Raw genomic sequence first — 22,832 nt, 5'->3', positions numbered from 1 at the left:
GAAAAGAGTACTAGATTAAGAGATTGTCAGCATTTGTTAGCTTCCATCCTATTTCATGTCATTTTTCACCAGAATAATAGAGGAATTAAATAATAAGAAAGTGAATTGCATTATTGACTAATTATTTTTATATTGGTACTATTTTACTAAGTTTTGATATGTATAAGGATGTATTATATTCAATTAAATGATATATAAAGTAAAAGTTTACATGAAAATCGGGAGAATTAACACGAATAAAATACTAGATTTACAATCGTATGATTTGAATTTCCTATTTAATTTCCAAAATTCGTGTTATCTCGATTTTCATATGGATCGTCGTGTAGCTGTCAGCATTCGTATAGGATGAATTTTATAAAGTTTTGGTGAGAGGTGAAAGCATGAACAAGTATGCATTTACTTTTCCAGGACAGTCTTCCCAGCGCAAAGGTTGAAAGCTCTGTTCGACGAAAGTATCACTGTCCGACGAACATTTGAAGAAGCCTCTGATGTGCTGGGCTAAAATGTAGATGATGTTTGTTTTCGTGACCCCCATCAACAATTAACGAATATAACTGTAAGTGCTCCTCTGATTGTAACAGCCAACGTTTCATGTTTTAGGCATATGCAGGAGCAATACGGGTATGTTCCTGCACTACTCGCGGGGCATAGCCTGGGGGAATATGCAGCCCTGACCTGTTCTGGCGCACTCCCTTTTGAGGAAGTATTACCATTGGTTACCTATCGCTCCGAGTTAGCAGTAAAAGAGATGCAGAAACCAACAGGCTGTCATGAGTGTGGTGAACGGTATCGATCATACAATGACTGAAGAATTATGCAGGCATATAAGAGCCAAGGGAGATGCTGTCTGGATCAGCTGTTACAATTCTCCCAACCAGGTTGCCATTGCCGGCAGGAACATGATGTTGCCATCGCTGAATGGCAGGCTGCCCGTCTAGGAGCTTACTGCAAACGTCTTACTGGCAACGCCCCATACCATACTCCACTGATGCAGGATGCTGTTGATGAATTACATGGATTTTTAAGACAATGCTCCATTGCACCACCTCAATTTCCCGTGATCTCCAACGTATCAACTCAACCCTATACCAAGTACTCCATTATTGAGAATTTACTCATGCAACTTTGTATGCCCGTGCAATGGCAGAAAAACATCCAATACATTAAAAAACAAAACGTCAATATATTGATAGAACTTGGAAGTGGTCGAATCCTGACCCGGATTCTTCAAAAAAGTGAGCCGGATCTACATGTCTTCAGCTATGAATCTACAGAAATGAGGTCTGAACTGAATTCCTTTATGCCATTAAGGAGAGGGGCTGGCGCATGAAATTATACACCATACCTTACGCAGGTGGTTTTTCCTTTACTTATTTGAAATGGAAGAAATATTTGAACCCTGAGATAGAGCTCATACCCATTGAATTGCCGGGAAGAAGCCTACAGAATCGACTTCGTCCCTGCTCGACCATTCAGCAGATGGCGAATCATGTGGTACGTCAGATTGATGAGTATGATTCCGGTGATTACTGTCTTTTTGGTCACAGCATGGGTGCCCTGGTTTTATTGGAGGTTTACAGCAAACTGATTCTTTTGAATCGGAGATTGCCGGTACAGGTTATTCTGTCTGGAATGAAGCCGCCGCATTTGTATGAATCCAGAGGCCATCATTTGCTCGATCCGATCCAATTTCGAGTAAAAATGTACGAATTGGGCGGCATTCCTGCCGCATTAGCCGAAGACAGGGAGTTCTCGGACTTTGTGTTTGAACTTCTGAGAAATGATATACAGGCAGTAGAGCAGTATCAAAGAGAAGGACAGGAACCTGTTTTTAGTGGGCAGGTCAGTCTGTTTAGCAGTGAGTCGGATATAGCGGGCAGCGATATGCTGGAGTGGCAAAATTATGCCCTTTTGCCGTGCACTTATCATTCATTTCAGGGATCACACTTTTTCATCAATGAGCATACAGCGGAGGTTGTAAATCGCATCAATCAAATCCTGCTTCATTCCATACCTAATCTGATAGCTGGGGGAACTAATCGTTATGCTGACATTTGAGAAGCATGAATCCAACGTTCGTTCGTATTGCAGGGTATTTGAGGATGTTTTCACGAAAGCGAAAAATGACAAAATCTATGCCGAATCCGGCAAGGCTTACATTGATTTTTTTGCCGGTACGGGTGCACTCAACTACGGTCACAACAATGACTACATCAAGTCTGCCTGATCAATTACATTGAGAATGATGGTATGACCCATGGCCTGGATATGTACACGGAGGCGAAAAGAATGTTTATTGACAAGTTTGTCAGCAGCATATTGGAGCCCAAAGGACTGGACTACAAACTGCAGTTTTGTGGGTCCACAGGAACCAACGCGGTTGAAGCGGCACTTAAACTGGCACGAAAGGTAAAGAACAGAACCAATGTCTTCTCGTTTATGGGGGCATTCCACGGTATGTCCATCGGCAGCCTTGCTGCTACAAGTAATGCGGTGAGTCGTAAGGGAGAAGGTAACATTTATGCCTTACCCGCAAGGATTCATGAACAATTTCGACACGATTGAATACATAGAACATATTTTGAATGACGATCATTCCGGGATCGATAAGCCTGCGGCGATAATCCTTGAGACGATAAAGGCAGAGGGTGGTGTTGCCCTGCATCTCCTCTTTGGTTAAAAAGATTGGAGCAGCTGTGCCGCGTGCACGACATTCTCCTATTCTGCGACGATATTCAGGTTGGATGCGGCAGAACTGGAAGCTTCTTTTCCTTTGAGAGGGCAGAGATTGTACCGGATATTGTTGCTTTATCCAAATCAATAAGCGGTTACGGTCTGCCGATGTCTATGCTACTCCTAAAGCCGGAATTGGACATCTGGGGTGCAGGTGAGCATAACGGGACGTTTCGGGGCAATCAATTCCTGTTGGTACGTCACAGGAAGAAATCTGTTCTGTAATGAAATTGAACGAATTTCATCAGGCGGTACAACATCATAAACAAATGATAGGTGAGCATGAATGGGAACTATTTAACTATTCATATTCGATGGATCGAGATGGGATGGGTAATTTACACGAACGGGCATGGCAGTTGCCAAGCAGGGTTTACGGAGAAATATTGAAATTTGTATATCCGTTGACCCGCGTTCCAGTCTTACTGGTGCACACGGGAAGAATATATGGCCAACAACATTTCCATGATTTTATTGGTGAATTTATTGACTTTGTTCCTTGTGTACTGGACACACATTCCGAACATCCGTTCATCGACAATATGGAAGAGCCCATTCGGTTCCTGAGGGAGCATAATATCAACATGGCTTCTATGCTTACAGAATCGGACATACAGCAGAGATATCCAATGGTATCCTCCGTACTTAACGACATAAATGCAGGGCGATTGAATATCCCGATTTATAATTATCTTGCGATGTATCAGCATACGGCTGATCTTGGCAGCGAAGCACCTTCTTATCCAGATGTGGAAGAAAATCTGGAGGTCCAAGTGGCTATGACCAGTAACGTATATATGCACCCGCTGAATTGCAAATGAGCTCATTTTGCAGAAAAAGGAAAAGAAAGGTATTAAAGGAGTATTTGGATAAACGAATGGCATACCTGTTAATGGAGAGAGCTTAGAACAGATATAGTTCATCTTCAAAAAAAACAAAACAACAGTTTTCTATTCACGAACTGGTGAAGGAAAATTGTTGTTTTTAATTTTGAGGTTTAGATCTAACCTTAACTGACGAAAAAATCTTCTAATATACAACTACACTTATAAATGCTCCAGATCAATGGATTGATGGGCCTGGGATTTGAGATATTCAGCTGGGGACATTCCAAAGTGGGATCGGAATACCCGGTGAAAATAGGAATAGCTTGCAAAGCCGCATGTTTCGGCAATATGCTCTAGGGTCATATCGCTGTACTTCATACGCTCCAAGGCAGCGTTCAGCCGAATCTCAATCGCATACTGGATCATCGTTTGGCCGTAGTGCTCCTTGAACAATCGCACCGCACGAGACAGGCTCAGTCCTGCGTAGCGGGCGGCTTCTTCGAGTTTGAAGGTCACAGTGGCATGTTCTTCAATGAATCGTTTCAGCTTCAGTGTCGAAGAAACAGAACGATCCGTCTGGATATTCTCCTTGATGGCCCGATCGATATACAGACACAAACCACGCAGCAGTACGTCATTCAGTTCTATATTTTCCTCCAGCGGTCCACGGCGTTTCTCCAGGAGCATACTGCGCCAGAGACTGACCAATTTATCATCCAGCCCGATGTGGCTCACTGTGGATCGATGATGACGCTTCCACCAGCTATCAATCCATTCCCCTTCACAGAACAAATAATAGTCTCCGCTGGACAACCTGCCCTCCTTATGAGGTTCTTCTACCACGAGATAGTAATCGTCTCCGGGTTTAAGCAGTAGTAAATCGCCGCCAGTCATCTTAAATTCTTCATCCTGCACATATACCTTGCAAGAGCCTTCGGTTTGCAGACGGAACAGATAAGTCTGCAACTCGCCCTTCATATTATGGTTAAACGCCTTATAGTGATAGGAATAGTCACAGATCAGTACTGAGGTTTCCAAAAGATGTATCCTCCAAATTTAAAAATTTGATCAGATAGTTCATGTTCTGACGATATTGTATATGTTCATTCTAGCCTGTTTTGCGTTAGGATGATACCAGATAGAGCAATGAAAGCAAATTTGAGAGCAGAGGTGCATCTATTATGAAAAAACTTAATATTGGTTTGCAATTGTTTACACTCCGTGATGAAACTGCAGCAGATTTCCGTGGAACTTTGCGCAAGGTAGCAGAGCTTGGTTATGAAGGTGTCGAATTCGCCGGATATGGTGACATTCCTGCCGAAGAAATGAAAGCGCTATTGGATGAGCTTGGACTAAAAGGTTTTAGCAGCCACGTTTCATTGCATGCTATGCGTGAAGATCTGCAACAACAAATCGACTACCTCAAAACTATTGGGGCTCAATATATGATCTGCCCTTACCTGATGCCTGAAGATCGTCCAGAGAATGCAGAAGGCTGGACCAAACTGTTCAACGAATTGCAACAATATGGTGCAGAAGCGACTAAACAAGGTCTGATCTTCGGTTATCATAACCATGATTTTGAATTCCACGGTCAGGTTGGCGACGAAAATGCCTTTGATGCAATGTTTGTTCAAACGACACCTGAAGCGGTTCAAGTGGAAATGGACGTATGTTGGGTGCAATTTGCTGGACAAAATCCGATTGAGTATATCAACAAATATGCAGGTCGTCTGCCGTTGCTTCACTTGAAAGACTTCAGTAAAGACGAACAGGGCCAAATGAAGACATTGGAACTGGGACAAGGTTCCGTTAATCTGCCAGCTGTTATTGAAGCGGCTACAAGTGCAGGTGTAGAATGGCTGATCGTGGAACAGGACGTTTGCCAGAATCCACCGCTTGAAAGCGTAGCCAACAGCCATAACTGGCTGAAACAGAATTACTTGAACCAATTCTAATTTATTTGTCAAAGGAGACATCTGTACATGAGTAAAATTAAAGTTGCTGTATTCGGCTGTGGAGCCATTGCCGAGCGCAGACATATTCCAGAGTACGCTGCCAATGAGAACGTAGAACTTGTCGCTTTTGCCGATCCGATCGTGGAGCGTGCGGAGAAGATGGCCGAAACTTACGGCGGTAAAGCTTACTCTAGCTACGAAGAATTGCTTGCAAGCGAAGAAGTGGATGCGGTCAGCGTTTGTACGCCGAACTACCTGCATGCTTCGATGGCCATTGCTGCTGCGAATGCCGGTAAACATGTACTGGTGGAAAAACCGATGGCGGTTACTACCGAAGAAGGCGAGCAAATGATTGAAGCTGCCAAGAAAAACGGTGTGTATCTGATGGTTGGACACAACCAACGTTTGATGCCTCCACACGTAAAAGCCAAAGAAATTCTGGACTCCGGCAAACTCGGTAAAGTCCTGAATTTCCGTACTTCCTTTGGTCATCCAGGTCCGGAAGGCTGGAGCGTAGACGGTGCAGAAAGCTGGTTCTTCCGCAAAGAAGAAGCGATTATGGGAGCCATGGGTGACCTGGGCGTGCACAAATCGGACTTTATCCGCTATTTGCTGGATGATGAAGTATCCGAGGTTGCTGGTTTCATCAGCACACTGCACAAGGAAAACACCAAAGTGGACGATAACGCAACATGCCTGCTTCGCATGAAGAGCGGTGCAATCGGTACGCTGGTAGCGAGCTGGACACAATACAGAGCAGGAGATAACAGTACGGTTCTGTGGTGTGAAAATGGTGTGATGAAGATCGGAACGGTAGATGGTGACGAGGTTATCGTTGAGCTGACTAACGGTACGGTTGAAACATACAAAGTAGGCGCAATGTCTACCAACGAGAAACAAGTACCAAGCGGCGTTATTGACGCTTTTGTCGAGTCGATTGTAACGCAAACACCTCCAAGCATTTCCGGTGAAGAAGGTCTGCGTTCCCTGCAAGTGATTCTGGCAGCATTTGAATCCGAGAAGACTGGTCAAATCGTGAAGCTGTAATCGTAACGATATCATCGTCATTACTTTAAAAATTTGACTATCTCATATTAAAAAGGGGCTTACCTCCAGAGAAATATTTCTGGCGGGTAGTCTCTTTTTATTACTTTTTCATGACAGCCAGATGGGTAGAATCCGTAATAGAGGACAAGTCTGGACCCGAAGTTTGGCGATATGCTGATCCTAGCGAAAAGCGATTATTGATCCTGCCTGCGGCATGGCTACAATGGTTGAATGGTTAGCTGGCATTCCAAAAAGGACTGACCACTCCGCTACATCGCGGAAGAGTCAGTCCTTTCACTATCAAGATTGAATTAAAAGTGTATGCCAGTTTTACACGCTTGGTTTCACATTACTGCCCAAATCCAGCCAATCCAGTTCTTCACGAGTTAGTGTGATACGAGAACCTTCGTCACAGGAGAGCAATTCTGCCTGATTCTGGGCACCAATCAACGCACAGGTTGGAAACGGCTGATTTAATACATAAGCGAGAGCAATCTGGATGGGGGAAGTCTTTTTCGACTCGGCTAATTGTTCCGCTCGGTGCAAACGTTCCCAGTTGCCGTCACTGTAAAATACACGAACCAGATCTTCATTGTCCCGCACTTCAGGTGTAAACCTTCCGGTAAAGAAGCCGCGAGCCTGGGAAGACCAGGACAGCAAAGGAAGCTTGGTGCGTTCATGCCATGCCAGTGTTTCATCGTCTGCCGATACACAGCCGGCCCAGAACGGTTCATTCGCTTTGGCGAGACTGAGATTCGGACTGCTGAATGTAAAACCTTTCAGACCGTTAGCAGCTGCATATGCATTAGCTTCTTCTAGCCGCTGCCAGGTCCAGTTGGAGGCGCCGATCGCGCCGATTTTGCCGGATTCAATATGTTCGTTCAATGCTTCGAGAATCACTCCAACGGGTGTGTTGGGATCGTCCCGATGCAGGGCATATAGCTCCACATGTTCCGTTTGCAACCGTTCCAGACTGGTTAGAAGGTCACTGCGGATAGCATCAGCGTTAACGCGTGGGCCATTCTGGTCATGATGCGCACCTTTGGTCAAAATAACGATCTCGTTACGGTTACCCCGTTCCTGCATATAACGTCCGAGCACTTCTTCACTCTGCCCGCCACAATAAATATGCGCGGAGTCAACGGTATTACCGCCAATCGCCAAGAATGCATCCATGTTCGTAGCTGCTTTCTCATAGGAATCATGGTAAAAATAATCGGTTCCTTTAATCAGTCGGGAGATAGGTTTACCTGCACCAGCAATTTCAATGTATTCCATAATTCAGTTCATCCTCTCTACTTATAGTGTAATACGTGTACGTTCTTCCGCTGAACGAAGACAAGCTTCGAGTACTTTCATATTGGCTATAGCATCGGATGGATCGAAGCGCAGAGCTTTGGCTTGAAGCACAGCTCGTGCCATATCGTCGCCCTGGAGGGAGTAGTGATTGACCTGTGGGACTTCAATCTCCTTACGTTCACCGTCAACAGTTACGAAGAAGTTGGAGCTCCGATCCCGATTGCTGATAAAGGCAGAAGGAACCTCAATGATGCCATCCGTTCCAAGTACCTCCAGTGTGTTACGGAAGGCTGCCCACATGCTGCTGTCAAAGGTGACGCCAATATGATTGTCGAACTCAAGCAAGCCGGAAGCCATCATATCCACATGACCATGTTCAGGGGAAAACATGCCAATGACGGTTGCCGCCGAAGGCTCTTGGCCAAGTATCAAGCGTGCTGCACTGATGGAATAACAGCCGATATCATACAGCGCACCGCCGCCCCAATCACGCCGAAAGCGAACATTACCTGTTGAGCCTGAACTGTTGAACGAAAATGTACTATGAATGCCGCGGATCTCACCAATTTCTCCGCTGGCGATAATATCCTTAATCTGATCATAACGTGGATGATGTCGGTACATGAGAGCTTCAGCGAGATGCACACCAGCGTCTTCGCAGGCTTGCACCATTTCCCGAGCTTCCTGCTCCGTCAGTGCCAGTGGTTTCTCACACAAAATATGTTTACCAGCTTCTGCGGCACGGAGTGTCCATTCCCGGTGCAGATGGTTCGGAAGCGGGATGTAGACCGCATCAATGGAATCGTCAGCAAGCAAAGCTTCATAGCTGCCATAAGCTTGAGGAATGCCGAGTTTGTCAGCAGTTTGTTTTGCTTTTTCTTCATCTCGACTAGCAATGGCAGTCACTTCATTCAACTCGGATTGCTGCAAACCTGGAATAACGGATCCTACGGCAATGCTAGCGCTACCAAGAATTCCCCAGCGCAGTTTTCGATCTGAATTCATTTGTTGTTTCCTCCTATGAATGAATGTATATTGTGATTATAAGTAATAGATGAATGAATTAAAATGATAATATATTGAAATGAGTTAACACAATATTGTTTAGAAAAGAGAATGGGCCATGATGAGACAGACTGTATTGTTAACCCTACAGGATATTCCGTATTTTTGTTATCCAGAATCCGTTGGACTTTATGTCGACCACCCTGAGCACACCGTATTACGAGAGGCTGGCGCGCTTAACAACTTCAATATTCACTACGTTGCTGCGGGCAAGGGGTACGTGGAAGTGGAGGGGGTAGTGCATGAGCTTCGTGCGGGTCAGGCTGTACTATATTTCCCACAGCAGCGGCAGCATTACTACAGCAGCGAAGATGATCCATGGGATGTGCGGTGGGTTCATTTTTACGGTGAACGGCTGCATGATTATATGATTGAGCGGGGGTTGCATCGCAACCTGTTGTGGACGCTGCGGCAGCAGGCTCCATGGGAAGAAGCACATATGGCCCTACTGAATGAAGCCGAGCAGAACCGGATGCTGCGTCCTGCCCAACTATCTACCCTGACCTACGCTGTGCTGGCCGAATTCGTGCAGCATGCGGTTCCACTGAAAAGCACACGCACAAGCAAGGCTGAGAGCCGTATCCTTGGACTGCTTCCACAGATGCAGCAGGAGGCATGCCAACCGTTTTTGTTACAAGATTGGGCGGATATGGCGGGTGTGAGTTCGTATTACTTTTGCAAAATGTTCAAGAGTGCCGTGGAAATGACCCCGATGGAATTTATAACCCGTTCGCGGTTGCAGATGGCGAAGCAGTGGCTGCTGGAACGGCCAACGGCCAACATTGGACAGATCGCAGAAGAGGCGGGGTATCCCAATGCCAGTTATTTTAACCGCCAGTTCTTAGCCCATGAGGGAATGACTCCAACGGATTATCGCGGGCTTTACCATAGTTAAATGTAATGATGTCCGTTTGTTTGATTCTGTGGAAATCTTCGACGTTTGACAGAGCGTTCAATCAAGTCTATTATAGATAAATTAAATCCGTATATAATGAGGTGCCCTCATGAAATATTCGAAAGCTACAAACTATGCCCTGCACACCATGCTTTTTCTGGTTGCGACCGAACCGGAACAACTGGTCAGTGTACATCAATTAGCTGAGATGCAGAAAGTATCTCCAAGCTACTTATCTAAAATATTGACCAAGCTGGTTAAAGCCGGCATGATCGAATCGACTTCTGGTGCCAATGGTGGTTATCGGCTTAGCCGGAAGAATCCGGATCCTTCATTTTTGGAGATTATCCATGCCATTGAAGGACAGGCTTCCCTGTTCGAATGCTCGCAGGACCATAACGAAGGCTGCCTGATTCAGCAGGTGATGGTTCGTGCGGAAGAAGAGATGGAGAGCTATTTGAACAATAAAAAAATGTCTGAGCTGGCTGCCCAGATGAAGGCTGCACATTCCGTATAATATATTTGCTTACATCTTAGATTTCTGGAGGGACAACACATGAGCCAATCAACCATTACAGAACTGGAACAACTGCTTGCACTGGAAAACATTCGGAATACCAAAGCGCGCTATTGCCGTTATATTGATACGAAGCAGTGGGATACATTAGGTGAAGTGTTCGCTCCGGATGCCGTAGCTGATTTCAGCACAGAAGGCAATCCAATCCCGGTATTAACAGGTCGGGACACCATCGTTCAAGTATTCCGGGATTTGGTGGATGTTGCCGTAACTGTGCATCATGTACATAGCGCCGAAGTTGAATTTGTATCCGAGAATGAAGCCAAAGTCATCTCTCCAATGGAAGATTGGGTGACGTTCCCTGAAGGCAATGACAATAAATCCTTTCACGGATTTGGACATTACCATGAAACGTTTGTCAAAATCGATGGCCAATGGCTCATCCAGCATACTAGCCTGAAGCGTCTTCGTCTGGATCTGTTTGAATAGTGTTTATATTCATATAAGAATATTAAAACGATAATAACGAAAGCCCCAAGAGCGCTATAGCTGCGTCCTTGGGGCTTTGTTTTGTTCAAGCTTTTTCGTTCACTCAGGCTTGCATCCGAGGATCTGCTTAGAGTGAAAGGGTCTGACGTTTCTCTTTTGATAATTGTTGTGTGATAACAAGCATGCCTAATGAAATCAGAACGAGCAGTAGACATACCCAATAGGAATTTCGATATCCCCACGCTCCGGCTGTCCATCCCCCGACCAGACTACCAAATAATCTTCCCAACGTGGAGGCATTGGAATAGAGTGTAGACGCATAGCCGGGCATGGACGGAAGCAGATCCTGCATGTAACTGATTCCGATAGCAGAGATGACGGCGACAAAGAATGCGAGCAATAGCTGTCCGGCCAGCAAGTGCCACAGTTCCGTGGAGAACAAAACAATGACATAATAAGCGGCACCCATCAAGGAGCCCCATAACATGAGTGAGCGGTTGGGATATTTAGAGGCGAGCAGACCCAAGCCTAACATAATCGGAATCTCGAGCCCAGCGCAAAGACTGGAGATCCAGCCAACTTCCCGGGTTCCCCCACCCAGATGGTGAATAATGAACAGTGATGCATTCAGATTATTCATCCAATGTGCCATATACAGGAGTGTAGTAATGAGAAAAGGCATATAGATTCTTGCATCCTGATGCAATTTCATTTGTATTCCGCCTGTAGATGCACGGAGGGTAGAAGGCTCGGGAGCCTTTTTTAAGAGAAAGAAAAATAATAACGCATTGATCAAAAAAATAAAACACGTTGAACTAAAAATACCGGTGTATCCAATATACGCAATCAGTAAAGTTCCGAGTAAAGGTCCTGTAATAAATCCCAGTGAAAACGCGGAGCGCAGGGTTGAATTGGCCACAGCATGATCGACGTCCGTTGCGGTATTGACCGCTTCTCTTGCAGCTGCGAACAATTGTGGCATGGCGGGAGATCCGAGCGCAGTCAGCACCGTCATATAGATAAATAATAATGTGAAGTCGTGAATCCACAGATATCCGGCAAAAGCCAGAGCATTGCAAATCATGGCAGTCACCAGAATTATTTTACGAGCTCCGGGTTGATCTGATCGTCTGGCGATCCAGGAACTGAACAGCACACCCGCCATAAGAGTTACGGCAGTGAATAATCCGAATGTTGCGATGGATACTTCAAGGCGGGTTGTAAAGTAGACCGCAAGAAAGGGCGCGCTGATTGAAATAGCCATACCTTGCAATAACATACAAACGAGAAACAGCCGGTATGTAGGGATACGAAATAGTGAATTAAACTGTTGAAGCTTCATGTGCGAAAGACATCCCCTTGGTTTTATCATTTTCAAAATATCTATACGATCTGGTTATAATATAAGAATAACAGAGATCAAGTAATACGTATTGATATCTTATAGTCTAATAACAAACAAAAAGCCAGAGATCAGACCCTATCGGTCCAATCCCTGGCTTTCTTATATGAAGAATCTATTATAAGTAAGATCCTATAAAACCTGCTTAGTGTGAAACGACGACGGTTTTCTTCCGTGACTGCATTCTCAGATACACCTGTGAGAAAACAATGGATGCCAGAGCTACTGCGGTCATGCCCCAGAAAATGTTGGTGTACGCCGAGGCTAACGGCAATTGCTGCATGGCTGTCAATGCCACGCCAGTTACGGCAACACTAAATGCACCACTGAAAAACTGGCTGAGTTGGAACAGTCCCATGCCTGCACCTACTTGATCGATCGTCAGATTGCCCGACAATTCATTAGATACGCTTGTTGTCAGTGCAGAGAATCCTACGCTAAGCAGAATGTATACGGCCATAATGGCATAGATGCTGTCGTCTGCAAATAGAGCAAACAATCCGGCAGCAGCTAGCAGCAACCATGGTGCGAACTTGAGCAGTTGTGTATTGCCGTGTCGGTCAATCATGCGGCCAATCCGATTGGATAACAGCATGGACACGATTGCACCCGGGAAGATGACAAGCCCAGACTGGGCCGGAGTCAGGCCATACAGATGTGCCAGAATTTGCGGTAGCAGGAACAGCGTTGAGAAGTTGTTAATATACGAGACAATCCCCAGTGAGCTGAGCATCATATATTTTTTGTTTTTGAACAGAGCCGGTTGCACAAAGGGATCAGCCGCACGGCGAATTCGTAGCCAGAACAGGACCAGTGCAGCCGCACCAATAACGAGGGTTACCCATTCACGTGAAGTCAGGAATAGCAGGACACCGGTTGTTCCAATCGCCAGTAACAGCGCGCCGAGCAAGTCGAATGACCCCTTTTGCGGCATCTCACTTGGAAGCAGTCTGAAAAATACAGGGATCAGAAACAAGGTTAGTCCAGTAACGATAAACAGATCATGCCATCCGAGGAACTGTGTAATACTGCCGCCGATCACAGGTCCAAGTCCAAGACCCAGTGAGCTGGCCGACATGACAACAGCCATGGATTTCCCCCGGCGGTCACTTGGAATGTAACGAGTAATAAGAACGATAGCTAGCCCTGGTACAGAAGCTGCACCCGCAGCCTGAATCAGACGTGCAATGAGCAGAAGGATAAAATGGTTACTGAAGAAACCAAGAACGGATGCCGCACCAAGCAGTGTAAGACCGGTCGTAAACAGGGTGCGAATCGGAATAAAATCCGATAGACGTGAGAACGTGATCGAGGAAATAGCAAAAACGATGGAATAACCGGTGACAATCCAGGAAGAAGAGACAGATGAGAGCATAAATTCAGCTGCAATTTTGGGTAGGGCCAGATTGAACATCATCGTATTCATAACGACAAGCACAACCGTGAAGCCAAGTAGACTTACGATTAACCCTTCCTGTATTCCTGCTGTCCGTTCCCCAGATGATGCAGTTGCGGTGTTGTTCATAAAAACCTCCTAGATTGATGTGTATTTCGCAACATTTCAGAAACGGTGTGTAACATTTGCAAAATGTGGTATAGAGTGAATCCCATGCCTGACAGCAGGGATACATAAACGAAATATGTTTGTAAGTTCGATTGGTATCGAACATTAGAAATATATCATGGAACTATGCTAAAATACAATGGATAGTCTGAAAAAAAAGGAGACTACAACGATGAAAATTTTGCACCATCCTCAAGTGCAGGATATCGAACTTTCTTCCGTATTGTACGCATTAAGTGATCCGATCCGTCTTGGGATAGTAACCGAAGCAGCCAGAAATGGTGAGCAGCCATGCAGTCATTTTCGTGTACCTGTTGTAAAATCTACGATGTCACACCATGTTCGGACCCTGCGGGAAGCCGGAGTCATTCGGGTAAGAGTACAAGGTACACAGCATTTCCTGACGCTAAGATCCGAGGATCTGGAAGTGCGTTTTCCTGGTCTGTTGCAGCCTTTATTACAAGCGGCAGCTCAGTCTGAAATACATGATTCCTAAAAAATGTCCTTTCTTCAAGTTGAAGAGGGGACATTTTTTTATGTTGGGTATATTCCATACTGCTGCGACATTCTATGTCGTACCATGCCCTCTATAATAACGGTGAACACACAAACCATATCGAAAAGAGGTTCACAAACGTTGGCAAAAACAAAAAGAGGACGCGTCCTGTGGAATCTACCATCCCGAGGAAGAGGAACATGCCCGGTGTGCAGCAGCACCCGGATTAAATTGTTGTATTCGCAAACGAAAACTGATGGTACAAGTTTGAAAGTATGCAAGAAATGCTCCAAAGCTGTGCAGTCCAGAGTGGACAAGGTAACCGTATAATATAACAGGCCTGTTCTTCGGAACGGGCCATGTCTTTTGGTATAATACAATTACGAAATACGGAATAAGCCAGGGGGGCGGGGAAATGAGCAATATGCATCGTATTCACTGGTTTGACGAGCAGATTCGGAGTGGACGTTTTCCGAACAGCAGCTGGCTTGCACGTGAATTTGAAATATCCCGGCGCCAGGCCCAGCGTGATATCGAATATATGGCGATTTCTCTACGTGCCCCCCTGGTGTATATCGCAAAATATCGGGGGTATTGTTACGAGGATCAGACCTACCGGCTGCCCCATTTATATATGACGGAAGAAGAACAGCGGGTGCTTAAGTATCTGGCGCATCGTTATCGGCATTACAATTATGATCAATCAGATGCGGTGAAGCGTGTGGCGCATTTGCTGGAGCGTTTTACGCTCGAGGAACAGCAGACGGGAAGCAGTCAGCTTCCTGTGTTTAAAGCAGATCCGCAGCAGCTTCAGTTCTTTGAGATTTTGTCCCATGCGATTGCCGAATCCCGCAAAGTACATATCCATTACAGAGATCATGCCGGAGAACGGCTATTTACCTGGTGTCCATTGAAGATGCTGTCCCAGTTCAACGCCGATTATGTGGTCGGCTATGAAATAGACCCTTTACAGCAAACGGCCATCCGACTTGAGGGCATGATTCATGTGCAGATGACGAACGAGACGTTTCAGTGTCAGACAGATAGGTTGCTGGGTGCATGGGAAGAGGCGCTGCCTGTCCGTAAACCGTTTGTCGCTGAGATAAGGCTGAAAGAAGTGCAGCAAACAGAACTGTGGCAAGGATATCGGATTCGGGAGAAGCAAGATCAGGTTCACTGGATTGAATTTTATGACACGGATGCTTTCTTACAGCATTTGTTCATTAGCGAGTGGGAGGAAATGTTGTCCCCAACGTGGCTTAGACGAAAGCTTCAGCAAAGTGCTGAAAGCATAATCGATAGGCTCGCCGTACAGCACAAGGCAAATGTGAATTAGAGCAACCACGGAGAGGAGATTTTTTTTGACTGAAGTTGTGTTAGACAACCTGATCATGAAGCGAGAGTCCAAATCGTATGTGGATAGCCTACACGCTGTATTGACCCATGCGGGTCTGTTTCAGGCTTCCAAGTATGTGCTCGCTGGATATACGGGTATGGCATTCAAACTTTCAGTGCATCGCAGACTACTGCCCATGTCGGTTACAGCCTATGGTCAATGGGGAGAATCCCATCGCCCTGGAATCGATAACTTGGGGATATTGACGATCTGGGATGGGGGACGGACACGTCATCCCACATTCGGGTATTACCAGCGGGATGCGGTGAGTTGGGTAAAACGCAGTTTGGATGGAGGCATCGGGGTGATTTACTGGATTCCGGAATTTGGTGTCATTCATGGGTATGATGACGGTGATCGCATCTTTTATGTGCAAGATGGCTGGAGTAAGGAACCACAGATTTTGCTGTATGACAATTTCGGATTGAACTTCACCGGGTTCTGGTATTGTCAGGTCTTTGGTGACCAGGTACATATGCCCGAACAAGAGATGCTGTTGGAATCATTGAGATTGGCGATTGAGGATTGGGATATTCCTTATCGACTGCTGCCTGATCGAAATATCGCTTCGGGCAGACTGGCGTATGATGTGTGGGTGCAAGCCCTACGGAGTGGAGATTACGATCATTCGGGTGCTACGTATATTTTGGAATCCTATTGCCAGTCCCGAACTGAAATTCAGATGTATTTGCAGGATGTGCGGGGCATATGGACCGAACTGGACCAAGCCTATGCATGTTATGAACAGCTTGGAGCATTGATTATACAGATGAAGGGATGCATGATTCAGGAACATAACAGATGGATCATGCAAGCAGACGCCACAGAGAAGCTGGCACAGGCTTTATTGGAAGCAAAAGCACTGGAAGAGCAGGCTGTTGATTATTTTCGTGTGATATCCCTAAAGTATCCTGACCGCAAACGGTCCACCGTGCCACGTTGGGGAGCGCACTCGGCGAGATAGAGAGGAGTAGAGGATGGGAAGCAAAATACTGCCGGATTGGATTGATTCTACACAAAGCAGGAATTCTTCACGTGAACACATATCATGGAACGGAGCGGGCTCTTATATAGATGCGATGTACAGAATTCTGGTGCATAAACAGTGGACGGATTTACCGCGTCACATGATTGCGGGAATGACCGCAAGTGTGTTTCGATTAGTAGTGGATCGGCGTCTAACGACAGAATCAATCTCAGCGTACAACTGGATGGCCGAGAACTTTGTAGCTGCTGATTTCATAGGCGTCACGACCGGACAACACGGGGGATTTTCGTTCGAGCCGACCTTTCCGCTCTATCAGAAGCAGGCCCTGTTGGATATTAAAGCTTCCATTGACCGGGGTGTAGGGGCCATTCTATGGCATGACCAGTTTGTCATTTGCACTGGATATGATGATGGGGAGCAGATGCTGTTCATTTGTGAGAGTCAAGAAAATGAAGTCATTTGTCTGCCCTATGATTCTTTTGGTCGGAACAGTACACCATACTGGTACTATCAGGTGCTTGAATCCCATTCAACTGTAGACATATGGGAAGTATGTAAGGAATCATTAATTCAGGCCGTATACAAATGGGAGACCCATGATTACATGCTACCACCTCAGGATTACGCATGTGGACCTGCTGCTTATGCAGCCATTGCTGATGCCCTACAATCTGGTGTATATGAAACCGATCAAGCTGCCATTGTTTTGCGCTATTATGCTGATTCAAGAAAGGATATGGCCTCCTATGTTGCAGAGCTTGAGCATTTATCCAATCAGATGAATCATGTTGTGCAGGCGTACGCGTTACTCGCAGACCTATATGCTCAGATGATGGAGAAGGTTGAGGATTCAACAGCGTGGGATGCGAAGGAACCAGGGCATGTGCTAAGGGTGATCCATCTGATTGAGCAAGCAGGGGAAACGGAACAGCGTGCCATTGATGCCATTAAGCAGGCCTTCCCAGAGACGATTGGCAATCGTTTTGAGGATATTGGATTAAGATGAATGGAACAGTGCACATACTTCAAAATGGAAAGATTATTGACAAATAGACCGGAAATGACCGCTGAGTGCGGTCGTTTTCGGTCTTATTTGAGTTTAAGTAAGCCACATATATGGGCGGGTTGAAAGAACCCTCATACATTAACTGCACTAGCATTCATAGTCTCGCATGAGCTTCAATTCGAGTTGGATCCGATGGAACATGGCGGGGCCAACATTCTGGCTACATTGTCGAAGGTTGCCTGCCAGTCGGTCGTAATGATGTTCGCGATATAACCATCTGGCCGTATCATGACCAGCGTGTCGCTGGTGATGCCGTAGATACGAGTCAATTTGCCGCTGGAGTCATGGAGGACGTTTTGTTCTGAATCGTGTGCGGTATCAACGACGTAGCAGTGTAATTCGGCACCGCTGGTCGGCCAGTTCAACTTGGGAAGTATCTTGGCAGCGTTAGGACCAAAGGCAAGCAAAGTGAAGTGAGGCCCTTGATAGATGTCTAACAGACGCCGTTCCCCACCAGGTCCGTTGCAGGGAGCATCTGGCGCCCGGTCACCGACATGAAGGGTCTTTGTGGCCGATTCTTCGCTAGACGCGAGCGGCCCACCATGGTACGAAAGTCTAAGCTGTCGCTCCTCATCTCCGCGCTTCAGGCTAGCCAGGCGATTTTTGTCTAGATTGGCGTACAGCTCGCTGGATTTGCTGAGGACTCGAGCGGCAATGGGTTGACGTTCGGCCTCGTAGCTGTGAAGCAGACTATCGGGTGCCCCAGCAGTGACCTGCCCTATTTTCCAGCCGAGGTTATAGGCGTCCTGTATACCCGTGTTGAGACCCTGTGCACCGGCCGGGGTATGGACATGAGCAGCATCGCCTGCAATGAAGACACGTCCCGACCGATAGTGTTCAGCCAGTCGAACGTTGGGGCGAAACACCGAGCTCCAGGTAATGTTGTAGAGACGCAAACCTGTGAGTTTGTGGAATTGAGTGGCCAGTGCGGCTTCGTCAAGGTTAGGCTTTTCATCTGGTGCCAGCCTAATCATGACTTGGAACTGATCGGAGTGTGGCAGCGGGCAGGCACCGACAAACGTGCCACGTGTGCGTGGCCACATATGCCACCTATTGCGAGACAGTTTGTCGATCGAGCCGTCAATGATGAGCGTACGGTCAGAGTCGGTAGTCTCTCCGATAAATCGGATACCTGCCCCTTTGCGAACGCTGCTCGAACCGCCATCTGCTCCGACGAGATATCTGCTGCGAACCTTCTCCCCGGAAGAGAGAGTCGCCGTTACTCCATCGGCATCCTGTTCGAATTGCTCCAACCCGTTGTTAAATTCAATGGTTAAGCCGAGACGTTTCAGTAGGCGGTGTAAGATGGCATCCGTTCGGTGTTGCGCCAACAGGAGAATGTTTGGATACGGATCGCTCGGTGTTGGTTTATTTTGCTGCTGCATGCGCCAAGGCACAGTTAGCGGTCCAATATGAAAACCGGCAAGCGGGTAAGAACTTCCCTCTGACTGAGCCTCTTCCAGCACGCCGAAGTCCTCCAAAACCTCCTGGGTTCTTGGTTGAACTCCCTTGGCACGGGAACCTTGAAAGGCGTGAGGGGCTTTGTCAACGAGTCGGACACGAAGGCCGCGTCGAAGCAGGTCGACTGCAAGAGCGGAGCCAGTCGGTCCAGCTCCAGCGATGAGTACGTCAATATCGTAATGTTGGGTCAGTTGAATCTCCTCCTGATCACCCATATCGCAATGGATGAGATATCATGCTTTGTTTATTGTTTCTGAGAAACTTTTTAATTTCCGATGAAACAATCATAGTTTAATCCTTTACTGCTGTCAATATTGTTTCCAGGAAACTTTAATTGTCGGACATACCCTGATATACTGGTATGAAGCTAACAATCGTTGGAGGAAAATTGAATGATCAACCCATCGGAAAATCAAAATAGAGATCACTTAATTCAAGAAGTATTGGAAGCAGTGAAAGATATACAGATCAGATTACAATCAGAAGATGACGAAGAAAAACAGTGGTTGCTTCAAAATAGTCCTAATCCGGCTGTTGAAGAGCTAATCAAAGAAATGACGGTGACGATGCTGCATGTGCTGGATGCTATTGGTACACTCGAGCCAGTAAACGGCATAACCATTTCAAAACAATTCGGCTTCTCCAAAGGGACTGTCTCCAAAATCACGAGAAGACTCGTGTCTCAAAACATCATCGTAACCGAGTCACTTCCGGATAACAAAAAAGAAGTTCTATTCCGTACCACATCGCTCGGAAAAGAGATTTATCGTTTGCATCAGGGCCTGCATCATCAGATTGATCTTGGGGTTCATCATTTCTTGCAACGGTATAACGAGGATGAGTTACAGTTTCTCGTCAACACCCTCCAGAAGACATTGCATACATCATGGATTCATTCGCAGACAGAGGAGGAGGCCACTGAACTCGTCCCAAGAGAGGCGCCTACAAGCAAGGATTCAGAAGCTCATAGGGCCAATAGTTCTACATCGATGACCGATGAAATGAGCGAAATCATGTCTATGCTCAACAAGTTGGATTCCCGTAATTTGAAGAAAGCAAAAACCATATTAAATGATGTTTTTTTTGTAGACTATGAGGACTAGCCACATAATATTTCATAAGGAAATGGTGTGCAGGTTTCTGCGAACAATAAATGTAGCAATAGCAAAATACCGGATAAGGCTGATAGGCCTATCCGGTATTTTTTCGTATTTTGCCACATCTGAGTCCATTGCTCATCCTTATTTCAACCTGTACAAGAAAAAATAACCATAAATTCGATTTTGGGGTAATGTGAAGCTCCCTTTGTTCCGAATATTATAATAGATGGTCTTTTTTGGATGGAGGATATTGAAGGACAACAGGGGGCGGGAGTATGGTGCATAATCCGGAAACCATTCAGGAATGTATCGAAAAGGCACGACAGAGGCTCTACCAGATTGCAAACGCTCATAAAGAACTGTGGCATCCGGAGGTCATTCGTCAATCGATGGTTCTGGATGAACTCATTAATCAATATAACAATGCCATTCGCGGAAAGACATCCCGAAGTAAATAACGGCGCGTTATAAACCTCGGGATGAAATGATGCGAATGCATTCAGTTTTAGTATACGAACCTTATTCTTTTACGGCCCCAAGCACAATTCCTTTTACAAAGAAACGCTGCAAGAATGGATACACGAGGAGGATTGGCAGTGCCCCAATAAAGATCTGGGCTGCGTTAACGGTACGCTGCGACATGTTCTGAAGCTGCGTCGCATCGACATTCATATTGGAGAAATCCTGTTGCACGATAATGGTTTGCATTAACGTAGCGAGCGGATATTTGGCTGCGTCATTCATATAGATCAACCCGTCGAACCAGGAATTCCACTGCCCCACCATGGTGAATAGGGAGATCGTTGCAATGGCCGGCATGGACACAGGCAGATAGATGCGGAACAATGTGGTGATATGGTTGGCACCATCGATGAACGCCGCTTCTTCTAGCTCTTTGGGCACGTTACGGAAGAAGTTCATCATGAGAATCAGGTTCCAGACCGCCACAGCGCCCGGCAAAATCAGAGCCCACATGGTGTTGATCAGTCCCAGCTTTTGAATCAGGATATAGGAAGGGATCAGTCCGCCACTGAACAGCATCGTGAAGATGAAAAACCACGCGTACAGTGAACGTCCCTTAAAGTTCAGACTTTCCTTGGATAAAGGATATGCCGTCAGGGTGACCAGCACCATACTGAGCAGCGTACCGAACACGGTACGTTGCACTGAGATCCAGAGCGCGCTAAGAAAGTTACTGTTACCAAACGTTTTGGTATAAGCGTCGACTGTAAAATCAATCGGCCAGAGCGTTACCAGATTGGCGGAAGCTGCTGCTTTACCGCTGAAGGAAACCGCCAGAATGTGGACAAGCGGCAGCACACACAGCAGCGAGACGGCCGCGATGAAGAACAGGTTGAAGCCGTTAAATATACGGTATCCGGTCGTTTTGTGATACACCTTAATTCCTCCTTAGAAAATGCGGTAATTAGCGATTTTGTAAGCCATCCGGTAGGCAGTAATAACGAGGAACATGGCGACAAAGGATTTAAACAAACCAACCGCAGTCGCAAAGCTCATTTTGCCATTCAAAATACCCATCCGATAAACAAACGTGTCAATAATATCGCCTTTATCATATACAAGTGGATTGTACAGGTTGAAAATCTGGTCAAATCCAGCATTAAGAATATTCCCCAGTGATAGCGTTCCCACCACAATGATCATCGGCACGAGTGCAGGCAGCGTAATGTGTAGGGTCTGCTTAAGCCGTGTTGCCCCGTCAACTTCGGAAGCTTCGTACAGAGCAGGGTTAATGCCCGCAAGGGCTGCAAGAAAGACAATGGTACCAAATCCGAATTCCTTCCATACATCACTGATGACCACGGTTACACGGAACCAGTCGCCATCTCCCAGAAAGAAGATCGGTTCAACGCCAACAGCCGCCAGCACCTGGTTAATCAGACCGCCTTCGGGGGAAAGCATGTCCAGCAGTATGCCGCCCAGTACAACCCAAGACAAGAAATGGGGTAGGTATACCAGCGTCTGTGAGAACCGTTTGAACGTGGAATTACGTACTTCATTCAGCAAAATGGCAAACACGACCGGGGCCACGAGTCCGGCCACAATCTTCATGGCGGCAATCAGTACGGTGTTCCAGATGACCTGAACACTATCCGGATATTCGAACATGAATCGGAAGTTATCCCATCCTACCCATTTGGAGCCGGTGAATCCCAGCCATGGTTTGAAATCCTGAAACGCAATAATAATGCCGCCCATAGGCACATAGGCGAACAGCAATGTGAGCAATACCGAAGGCAGCAGCATCAGATGCAGCGGCCAATTGCGTTTGAAATTCCAGCGGGTACGTTTGCGTGGATTGTGTGTTGCCTGCCGCACCGGCGTATTGGTCGTTAGTGGTTGTTCCATAGCCATCAGGTCCCTCCTTTATATCGTCCAGCCTCTGCATAATGAGGCTAGTAAGCCTCTGCAAATAGTGGAGCAACTGAATTATAGCAATGGAAACGAGCGGGCTATAGAACAACATTTCAAGGCGGATGTTGATTTATTAACTTGTTAAAAACG

24 protein-coding genes and 2 pseudogenes are annotated in these 22,832 nt (G+C 46.3%); 18 read left to right on the top strand and 8 right to left on the bottom strand.

Annotated elements, in window-relative coordinates; all coding sequences use genetic code 11:
• Positions 1-520 precede the first annotated feature (520 nt).
• The 5 genes and pseudogenes from CRO25_RS27530 to CRO25_RS27510 form a co-directional block, all read left to right on the top strand.
• Positions 521-811, top strand: a pseudogene (locus tag CRO25_RS27530) (acyltransferase domain-containing protein); the annotation flags it as partial.
• 6 nt (positions 812-817) lie between these two features.
• Positions 818-1,333: an ACP S-malonyltransferase gene (locus CRO25_RS27525; RefSeq protein WP_079697147.1), complete on the top strand. Its 516-nt coding sequence runs from the start codon at positions 818-820 to the stop codon at positions 1,331-1,333.
• Positions 1,330-2,061, top strand: coding sequence for a thioesterase II family protein (locus tag CRO25_RS27520; RefSeq protein ID WP_079697146.1), 732 nt, complete (start codon positions 1,330-1,332; stop codon positions 2,059-2,061). The genes CRO25_RS27525 and CRO25_RS27520 overlap by 4 nt, the downstream gene beginning before the upstream one ends.
• Positions 2,048-2,934: pseudogene (locus CRO25_RS27515) on the top strand (diaminobutyrate--2-oxoglutarate transaminase); the annotation flags it as partial. The gene CRO25_RS27520 and the pseudogene CRO25_RS27515, both read left to right, overlap by 14 nt.
• Before the next feature lie 26 nt (positions 2,935-2,960).
• A complete protein-coding gene (locus CRO25_RS27510; RefSeq protein ID WP_079697145.1) occupies positions 2,961-3,557 on the top strand; it encodes a hypothetical protein in 597 nt (198 codons plus the stop codon).
• A gap of 225 nt (positions 3,558-3,782) precedes the next feature.
• On the opposite strand, the gene CRO25_RS27505 is transcribed toward CRO25_RS27510, so the two are convergent.
• A complete protein-coding gene (locus tag CRO25_RS27505) occupies positions 3,783-4,601 on the bottom strand; it encodes an AraC family transcriptional regulator (RefSeq protein WP_072735598.1) in 819 nt (272 codons plus the stop codon).
• A 143-nt stretch (positions 4,602-4,744) separates the two neighbouring features.
• Between CRO25_RS27505 and CRO25_RS27500 the strand changes: the two genes are divergently transcribed.
• From CRO25_RS27500 to CRO25_RS34045, 3 genes are all read left to right on the top strand, one after another.
• Positions 4,745-5,521 (top strand): sugar phosphate isomerase/epimerase, encoded by a 777-nt coding sequence (locus tag CRO25_RS27500; RefSeq protein ID WP_063567070.1) that lies wholly within the window; start codon positions 4,745-4,747, stop codon positions 5,519-5,521.
• 27 nt (positions 5,522-5,548) lie between these two features.
• Positions 5,549-6,568 (top strand): Gfo/Idh/MocA family protein, encoded by a 1,020-nt coding sequence (locus tag CRO25_RS27495; protein ID WP_063567071.1) that lies wholly within the window; start codon positions 5,549-5,551, stop codon positions 6,566-6,568.
• 110 nt (positions 6,569-6,678) lie between these two features.
• Positions 6,679-6,807, top strand: a complete 129-nt coding sequence (locus tag CRO25_RS34045; protein WP_256863760.1) for a hypothetical protein — start codon at positions 6,679-6,681, stop codon at positions 6,805-6,807.
• A gap of 91 nt (positions 6,808-6,898) precedes the next feature.
• Here CRO25_RS34045 and CRO25_RS27490 read toward each other — a convergent pair whose 3' ends face one another.
• Both CRO25_RS27490 and CRO25_RS27485 read right to left on the bottom strand, forming a co-directional pair.
• A complete protein-coding gene (locus CRO25_RS27490; RefSeq protein WP_063567072.1) occupies positions 6,899-7,846 on the bottom strand; it encodes an aldo/keto reductase in 948 nt (315 codons plus the stop codon).
• A 21-nt stretch (positions 7,847-7,867) separates the two neighbouring features.
• Entirely contained in the window at positions 7,868-8,872 is a 1,005-nt protein-coding gene (locus CRO25_RS27485) for a Gfo/Idh/MocA family protein (RefSeq protein WP_079697144.1), read from the bottom strand.
• Positions 8,873-8,990: 118 nt separating this feature from the next.
• On the opposite strand from CRO25_RS27485, the gene CRO25_RS27480 reads away from it, so the two are divergent.
• The 3 genes from CRO25_RS27480 to CRO25_RS27470 all read left to right on the top strand — a co-directional run bounded on the left by CRO25_RS27480 (position 8,991) and on the right by CRO25_RS27470 (position 10,833).
• Entirely contained in the window at positions 8,991-9,827 is an 837-nt protein-coding gene (locus CRO25_RS27480) for a helix-turn-helix transcriptional regulator (RefSeq protein ID WP_063567074.1), read from the top strand.
• Positions 9,828-9,936: 109 nt separating this feature from the next.
• Positions 9,937-10,344 (top strand): Rrf2 family transcriptional regulator, encoded by a 408-nt coding sequence (locus tag CRO25_RS27475; protein WP_079697143.1) that lies wholly within the window; start codon positions 9,937-9,939, stop codon positions 10,342-10,344.
• A 39-nt stretch (positions 10,345-10,383) separates the two neighbouring features.
• Complete coding sequence (locus CRO25_RS27470) at positions 10,384-10,833, top strand: nuclear transport factor 2 family protein (protein ID WP_079697142.1); 450 nt, start codon at positions 10,384-10,386, stop codon at positions 10,831-10,833.
• 127 nt (positions 10,834-10,960) lie between these two features.
• On the opposite strand, the gene CRO25_RS27465 is transcribed toward CRO25_RS27470, so the two are convergent.
• Positions 10,961-12,175 carry a sugar efflux transporter gene (locus tag CRO25_RS27465; protein ID WP_079697141.1) on the bottom strand — a complete coding sequence of 405 codons (1,215 nt, stop codon included), beginning with the start codon at positions 12,173-12,175 and terminating at the stop codon, positions 10,961-10,963.
• A 205-nt stretch (positions 12,176-12,380) separates the two neighbouring features.
• On the bottom strand, positions 12,381-13,760 hold the full coding sequence (locus tag CRO25_RS27460; protein ID WP_079697140.1) for an MFS transporter: 1,380 nt from the start codon (positions 13,758-13,760) through the stop codon (positions 12,381-12,383).
• Between the two features lie 211 nt (positions 13,761-13,971).
• Between CRO25_RS27460 and CRO25_RS27455 the strand changes: the two genes are divergently transcribed.
• From CRO25_RS27455 to CRO25_RS27435, 5 genes are all read left to right on the top strand, one after another.
• Entirely contained in the window at positions 13,972-14,295 is a 324-nt protein-coding gene (locus tag CRO25_RS27455; protein ID WP_063567079.1) for a helix-turn-helix transcriptional regulator, read from the top strand.
• A 141-nt stretch (positions 14,296-14,436) separates the two neighbouring features.
• A complete protein-coding gene (locus tag CRO25_RS34040) occupies positions 14,437-14,625 on the top strand; it encodes a hypothetical protein (RefSeq protein ID WP_072735590.1) in 189 nt (62 codons plus the stop codon).
• Positions 14,626-14,710: 85 nt separating this feature from the next.
• Complete coding sequence (locus CRO25_RS27445) at positions 14,711-15,631, top strand: YafY family protein (RefSeq protein WP_079697139.1); 921 nt, start codon at positions 14,711-14,713, stop codon at positions 15,629-15,631.
• A 25-nt stretch (positions 15,632-15,656) separates the two neighbouring features.
• Positions 15,657-16,655, top strand: coding sequence for a C39 family peptidase (locus CRO25_RS27440; protein ID WP_256338069.1), 999 nt, complete (start codon positions 15,657-15,659; stop codon positions 16,653-16,655).
• A gap of 13 nt (positions 16,656-16,668) precedes the next feature.
• Positions 16,669-17,685: a hypothetical protein gene (locus CRO25_RS27435; RefSeq protein ID WP_079697138.1), complete on the top strand. Its 1,017-nt coding sequence runs from the start codon at positions 16,669-16,671 to the stop codon at positions 17,683-17,685.
• Positions 17,686-17,858: 173 nt separating this feature from the next.
• On the opposite strand, the gene CRO25_RS27430 is transcribed toward CRO25_RS27435, so the two are convergent.
• Positions 17,859-19,421 (bottom strand): FAD-dependent monooxygenase, encoded by a 1,563-nt coding sequence (locus CRO25_RS27430; RefSeq protein WP_256863759.1) that lies wholly within the window; start codon positions 19,419-19,421, stop codon positions 17,859-17,861.
• A gap of 177 nt (positions 19,422-19,598) precedes the next feature.
• On the opposite strand from CRO25_RS27430, the gene CRO25_RS27425 reads away from it, so the two are divergent.
• Both CRO25_RS27425 and CRO25_RS27420 read left to right on the top strand, forming a co-directional pair.
• The gene (locus tag CRO25_RS27425; protein WP_079697137.1) at positions 19,599-20,309 is read left to right on the top strand and encodes a MarR family transcriptional regulator; all 711 of its coding nucleotides are present in this window, start codon (positions 19,599-19,601) and stop codon (positions 20,307-20,309) included.
• Positions 20,310-20,581: 272 nt separating this feature from the next.
• Positions 20,582-20,764, top strand: coding sequence for an aspartyl-phosphate phosphatase Spo0E family protein (locus CRO25_RS27420; protein WP_063567084.1), 183 nt, complete (start codon positions 20,582-20,584; stop codon positions 20,762-20,764).
• A gap of 61 nt (positions 20,765-20,825) precedes the next feature.
• On the opposite strand, the gene CRO25_RS27415 is transcribed toward CRO25_RS27420, so the two are convergent.
• Positions 20,826-21,704 (bottom strand): carbohydrate ABC transporter permease, encoded by an 879-nt coding sequence (locus CRO25_RS27415; RefSeq protein WP_063567085.1) that lies wholly within the window; start codon positions 21,702-21,704, stop codon positions 20,826-20,828.
• A gap of 12 nt (positions 21,705-21,716) precedes the next feature.
• The gene (locus CRO25_RS27410) at positions 21,717-22,676 is read right to left on the bottom strand and encodes an ABC transporter permease (RefSeq protein ID WP_371129284.1); all 960 of its coding nucleotides are present in this window, start codon (positions 22,674-22,676) and stop codon (positions 21,717-21,719) included.
• Positions 22,677-22,832: the final 156 nt, after the last annotated feature.

It is taken from the genome of Paenibacillus sp. RU5M, assembly GCF_900221055.1.
Lineage (GTDB): Bacteria > Bacillota > Bacilli > Paenibacillales > Paenibacillaceae > Paenibacillus > Paenibacillus marchantiae.
Note: the sequence above shows the minus strand (reverse complement) of the source record. Positions and strands in the feature narration are given on the sequence as shown.

Excerpts from the sequence above, each read along its gene's own strand:
- CRO25_RS27525 (WP_079697147.1), top strand. The coding sequence starts at position 818 with ATGCAGGCATATAAGAGCCAAGGGAGATGCTGTCTGGATCAGCTGTTA.
- CRO25_RS27520 (WP_079697146.1), top strand. The coding sequence starts at position 1,330 with ATGAAATTATACACCATACCTTACGCAGGTGGTTTTTCCTTTACTTAT.
- CRO25_RS27510 (WP_079697145.1), top strand. The coding sequence starts at position 2,961 with ATGAAATTGAACGAATTTCATCAGGCGGTACAACATCATAAACAAATG.
- CRO25_RS27500 (WP_063567070.1), top strand. The coding sequence starts at position 4,745 with ATGAAAAAACTTAATATTGGTTTGCAATTGTTTACACTCCGTGATGAA.
- CRO25_RS27495 (WP_063567071.1), top strand. The coding sequence starts at position 5,549 with ATGAGTAAAATTAAAGTTGCTGTATTCGGCTGTGGAGCCATTGCCGAG.
- CRO25_RS34045 (WP_256863760.1), top strand. The coding sequence starts at position 6,679 with ATGACAGCCAGATGGGTAGAATCCGTAATAGAGGACAAGTCTGGACCC.
- CRO25_RS27490 (WP_063567072.1), bottom strand. The coding sequence starts at position 7,846 with ATGGAATACATTGAAATTGCTGGTGCAGGTAAACCTATCTCCCGACTG.
- CRO25_RS27485 (WP_079697144.1), bottom strand. The coding sequence starts at position 8,872 with ATGAATTCAGATCGAAAACTGCGCTGGGGAATTCTTGGTAGCGCTAGC.
- CRO25_RS27480 (WP_063567074.1), top strand. The coding sequence starts at position 8,991 with ATGATGAGACAGACTGTATTGTTAACCCTACAGGATATTCCGTATTTT.
- CRO25_RS27475 (WP_079697143.1), top strand. The coding sequence starts at position 9,937 with ATGAAATATTCGAAAGCTACAAACTATGCCCTGCACACCATGCTTTTT.
- CRO25_RS27470 (WP_079697142.1), top strand. The coding sequence starts at position 10,384 with ATGAGCCAATCAACCATTACAGAACTGGAACAACTGCTTGCACTGGAA.
- CRO25_RS27465 (WP_079697141.1), bottom strand. The coding sequence starts at position 12,175 with ATGAAGCTTCAACAGTTTAATTCACTATTTCGTATCCCTACATACCGG.
- CRO25_RS27460 (WP_079697140.1), bottom strand. The coding sequence starts at position 13,760 with ATGAACAACACCGCAACTGCATCATCTGGGGAACGGACAGCAGGAATA.
- CRO25_RS27455 (WP_063567079.1), top strand. The coding sequence starts at position 13,972 with ATGAAAATTTTGCACCATCCTCAAGTGCAGGATATCGAACTTTCTTCC.
- CRO25_RS27445 (WP_079697139.1), top strand. The coding sequence starts at position 14,711 with ATGAGCAATATGCATCGTATTCACTGGTTTGACGAGCAGATTCGGAGT.
- CRO25_RS27435 (WP_079697138.1), top strand. The coding sequence starts at position 16,669 with ATGGGAAGCAAAATACTGCCGGATTGGATTGATTCTACACAAAGCAGG.
- CRO25_RS27430 (WP_256863759.1), bottom strand. The coding sequence starts at position 19,421 with ATGGGTGATCAGGAGGAGATTCAACTGACCCAACATTACGATATTGAC.
- CRO25_RS27425 (WP_079697137.1), top strand. The coding sequence starts at position 19,599 with ATGATCAACCCATCGGAAAATCAAAATAGAGATCACTTAATTCAAGAA.
- CRO25_RS27420 (WP_063567084.1), top strand. The coding sequence starts at position 20,582 with ATGGTGCATAATCCGGAAACCATTCAGGAATGTATCGAAAAGGCACGA.
- CRO25_RS27410 (WP_371129284.1), bottom strand. The coding sequence starts at position 22,676 with ATGGAACAACCACTAACGACCAATACGCCGGTGCGGCAGGCAACACAC.